Here is a 3166-nt window from a genome sequence, read left to right as displayed (position 1 = left end):
TTACCGTGGTCGACGTGGCCGATGGTGCCGACGTTGACGTGCGGTTTGTTACGTTCGAACTTCTCTTTAGCCATTTTGACCGCCTCCCACTAGGAATTGAGAAAGCCATATCACCGATAAAACAAAGGCAGATATTTTCATATCTGCCTTTGCGAGTTGGAGCTCATGAGCGGATTTGAACCGCTGACCTCACCCTTACCAAGGGTGTGCTCTACCAGCTGAGCTACATGAGCAAACATAATCATCAAACTTGGAGCGGGTAGCGGGAATCGAACCCGCATCATCAGCTTGGAAGGCTGAGGTTCTACCACTGAACTATACCCGCGGAGCTCGATGCTCACGCTTGAAAACTGGTGGAGGGGGAAGGATTCGAACCTTCGAAGTCTGAGACGTCAGATTTACAGTCTGATCCCTTTGGCCGCTCGGGAACCCCTCCGAGTGAGGCGGCATTCTACAGAGTGCCACCGCGTTGTCAACAGTTTTTTCTTTAAAAACTTGAGCTTAGCTCATCGACAACGGCTTCTTGTGATTCCCCTTTCAGGTCACCCCTTCGAAGCGGGCGCCATTCTATTCAAACTATTCGGAGGATGCAACGCTTTTGCACGGCATTATTTGTCTTTGCAATTCCGGGAAATCGGCGACCAGTTGGCGCAGCAGTCCATCGTCCGCCAGACGCCGGCTTTCCGGGGCTACCTGCACCCACAGATCGTGCTGATTGCGCGCCAGTTCGCGCACCAGCGCCTCGTAGCCAGCGACCTTCAGGCGCTCGACGACGGCGTCCGCCGAGTCCTTGCTCTGGAATATCCCCAGCGAGATGCCGTCAGCCAGATCCCCTTCCGTGATGATGTAGCTGTCGATCTTGCGCGCCTGGAGCTCGCGCAACTGCCACAAGGAAGCCTGGCGCGAAGCCAGCGGCGGCAGATACACCCAATAGTCGGTCGCGGCGGCAGCATCGACCTTCTGCCGGCTGACATGCATGTCGAGGCTGGTCAGGCGCTGCTCGAGCGCCTTGGCCCGGGTTTCGTCACCGAAAGGCCCCAGGTACAGGCAGGCGCTTTCCTGCGCAGGAGCCGCGGCAGGCGCCTCGGCCTGGCGCCGCTGGGCAGCGTCGGGCGACTCGCTGAGCAGGCGGATATTCTTCTGCTCACTGCGGTAGAGACTGAGAGGCGCGATCTCTTTGGCGCGCAAGGGCGTCTGCTGCTGGTGCCAGATGAAATAGAAGGCGTTCAGCACCAGCAGGAACAGGAAGAACCAACGCATGAGAGGCGCTACTCCAGCGGGCAGGCGAGGGCCAACCCGGTGAACACCAGGTCAGGAAGGATTCGGGCCTGGGGTAGTTCATCCTTGACCAGCTCGGCATCGCCACCGGTCAGGAACACGGCGCAATCACCGCCCAGCAGCTCGCAGGCCAACTGGTATTGCTCACGCACGAACCCTCGCAGCATCAGCAGGCACCCCCGCTCCACCGCCTCGGCGGTTTCCCGGCCAGGGGAAAGCCCCTGCAGGGCTTCGCGCGCCGCCGCGTCGTCGTAACGGATACGCCGGGTATGGGTGCGCAGCTGGCTGCGCATCAGCGGCATACCGGGGCAGATATAGCCGCCCAGGTGTTGGCCGGAGGCATCCACCAGGTCCGATGTCACCGCGGTACCCAGGTCGAGGACCAGGCACGCGCCACCGGCCAGGCGGTAGCCGGCCACGAGAGCCACCCAGCGATCCAGGCCGAGCCGCTGGTATTCGCGGTAGCCGTTGCGCACGCCCGCCAACACCTCGGCGGACTGGGCGACATTGACGCTGACCGCGAAGGCCTCGCCCAGCGCCTGCACCAGGACGGCCGTCTCCTGCTCACTACGCACGCTCACCATGCGGCACTGACGAATCGCCAGGTCCTCACGAGCGCGGAGCTGATCCAGCAAGGCGGCGTCGGAGTCGGCGACACCGCCGGCCACGCCGGTGAGTTCGGCCGAACGGATCACCCGCCATTTGATCAGGCTATTGCCACAGTCCAGTTCAAGAATCATCAGACAACCTCAGGCTCAACTCCCCCCCACTGAAGCGACTTTCGACGCCATCGATCTCCAGGCGCAATGCGCCCTGCTCGTCGATTCCCAAGGCGCGGCCTACCACGCGCTTGGCGGCGGTCGAGAGCACGACTTCGCGCCCCTGCCACAGATGGAAGGACTCCCACTCCCGCTGGCTGGCGAGGAAACCCTGCTCGCGATGGCGAGCCAGGTGCCAGTCCAGGGCGTTGCTCAACGCCTCGAGCAGCCGATTGCGATCAACCGGCCGCCCCGAGGCAGCGCGCAGCGACGTCCAGGGCTGGTCGATCCCCTCCGCGGCACGCATGTTCACATTGATGCCGATACCGATAGCCACGCTGCACAAGTCGGCAGGGTCACCGGTGAGCTCCAGCAGGATGCCGGCGAGCTTCTTGCCGTCGAGAAGGATATCGTTCGGCCATTTCAGCCCTACCCCCTCGATCCCCAGCGACTGCACGGCGCGCACGACAGCCAGACCGACCACCAGGCTCAAGCCCTCCAGCTCCTTGGGCCCGCCCCTGACGGAAATGCCCAGCGTGCAATAGAGGTTGGCACCGAACGGACTCACCCAGGCCCGCCCCCTGCGCCCGCGCCCGGCGGTCTGCCGCTCGGCCACCACCGCGAACGGGGTCGCGACGCCGGCGTCGAGGCGCCGCATGGCCTCGGCGTTGGTCGAGTCCACGGAGAAAAGCACATCCAGAGGCCAGGGCGAACGCACCCGTTGCGGGTCTATCGCCACCAACGGCTCGGCCAGCCGGTAGCCACGCCCACGCACGGACTGGACCTCGAGCCCGAATTCGCTCTCCAGGCCCTGCAGGCGCTTCCACACGGCACTACGGCTCACGCCAAGCGCGGCGCCAAGCTCCTCGCCGGAATGGAATCGTCCATCGCCCAGTAGTTTCAGCAATGTCTGCATTTCGCGTCCCGCCACAATAAGGCACGCATGATATAGAGGCGCTTTCCGCTTGCCTATGCACTAGCGGCGGGCGAAATGGCAGGGAATGCCCCGGAGCCGGGCAGCACAGCGGACGACGAGCGGAGAAGCGCGGGGTTATCCACAGCGACAGAGGCGCCTGGGGAATCGATCCCGCGACGGAATCACCTCCCTGGCCGCCCCAACCCAGCGTAGG

General features: G+C 63.5%; 3 protein-coding genes, 3 tRNA genes and 1 pseudogene. All 7 read right to left on the bottom strand.

The genetic code is table 11. From position 1 onward, the window contains the following. Positions 1–74 (bottom strand): annotated as a pseudogene (locus P3W75_RS11310) (GTP-binding protein); the annotation flags it as partial. A gap of 83 nt (positions 75–157) precedes the next feature. Further along, positions 158–233, bottom strand: a tRNA-Thr gene (locus P3W75_RS11305). An 18-nt stretch (positions 234–251) separates the two neighbouring features. After that, a tRNA-Gly gene (locus tag P3W75_RS11300) sits at positions 252–325 on the bottom strand. A 26-nt stretch (positions 326–351) separates the two neighbouring features. Further along, positions 352–436, bottom strand: a tRNA-Tyr gene (locus P3W75_RS11295). A 140-nt stretch (positions 437–576) separates the two neighbouring features. Next, positions 577–1260: an SPOR domain-containing protein gene (locus tag P3W75_RS11290; protein WP_276227470.1), complete on the bottom strand. Its 684-nt coding sequence runs from the start codon at positions 1258–1260 to the stop codon at positions 577–579. 8 nt (positions 1261–1268) lie between these two features. Next, entirely contained in the window at positions 1269–2018 is a 750-nt protein-coding gene (locus P3W75_RS11285) for a pantothenate kinase (RefSeq protein ID WP_276227469.1), read from the bottom strand. Then, complete coding sequence (gene birA / locus P3W75_RS11280; protein WP_276227468.1) at positions 2008–2952, bottom strand: bifunctional biotin--[acetyl-CoA-carboxylase] ligase/biotin operon repressor BirA; 945 nt, start codon at positions 2950–2952, stop codon at positions 2008–2010. Before birA ends, P3W75_RS11285 begins: the two co-directional genes overlap by 11 nt. Between the last annotated feature and the right edge of the window lie 214 nt (positions 2953–3166).

Source organism: Pseudomonas citronellolis, from assembly GCF_029335315.1.
GTDB classification, from domain to species: Bacteria; Pseudomonadota; Gammaproteobacteria; order Pseudomonadales; family Pseudomonadaceae; genus Pseudomonas; species Pseudomonas citronellolis_A.
The sequence above is the reverse complement of the archived record's forward strand: the minus strand, read 5'-3'. Positions and strand labels throughout refer to the sequence as shown.

Excerpts from the sequence above, each read along its gene's own strand:
- P3W75_RS11290 (WP_276227470.1), bottom strand. The coding sequence starts at position 1,260 with ATGCGTTGGTTCTTCCTGTTCCTGCTGGTGCTGAACGCCTTCTATTTC.
- birA (WP_276227468.1), bottom strand. The coding sequence starts at position 2,952 with ATGCAGACATTGCTGAAACTACTGGGCGATGGACGATTCCATTCCGGC.
- P3W75_RS11285 (WP_276227469.1), bottom strand. The coding sequence starts at position 2,018 with ATGATTCTTGAACTGGACTGTGGCAATAGCCTGATCAAATGGCGGGTG.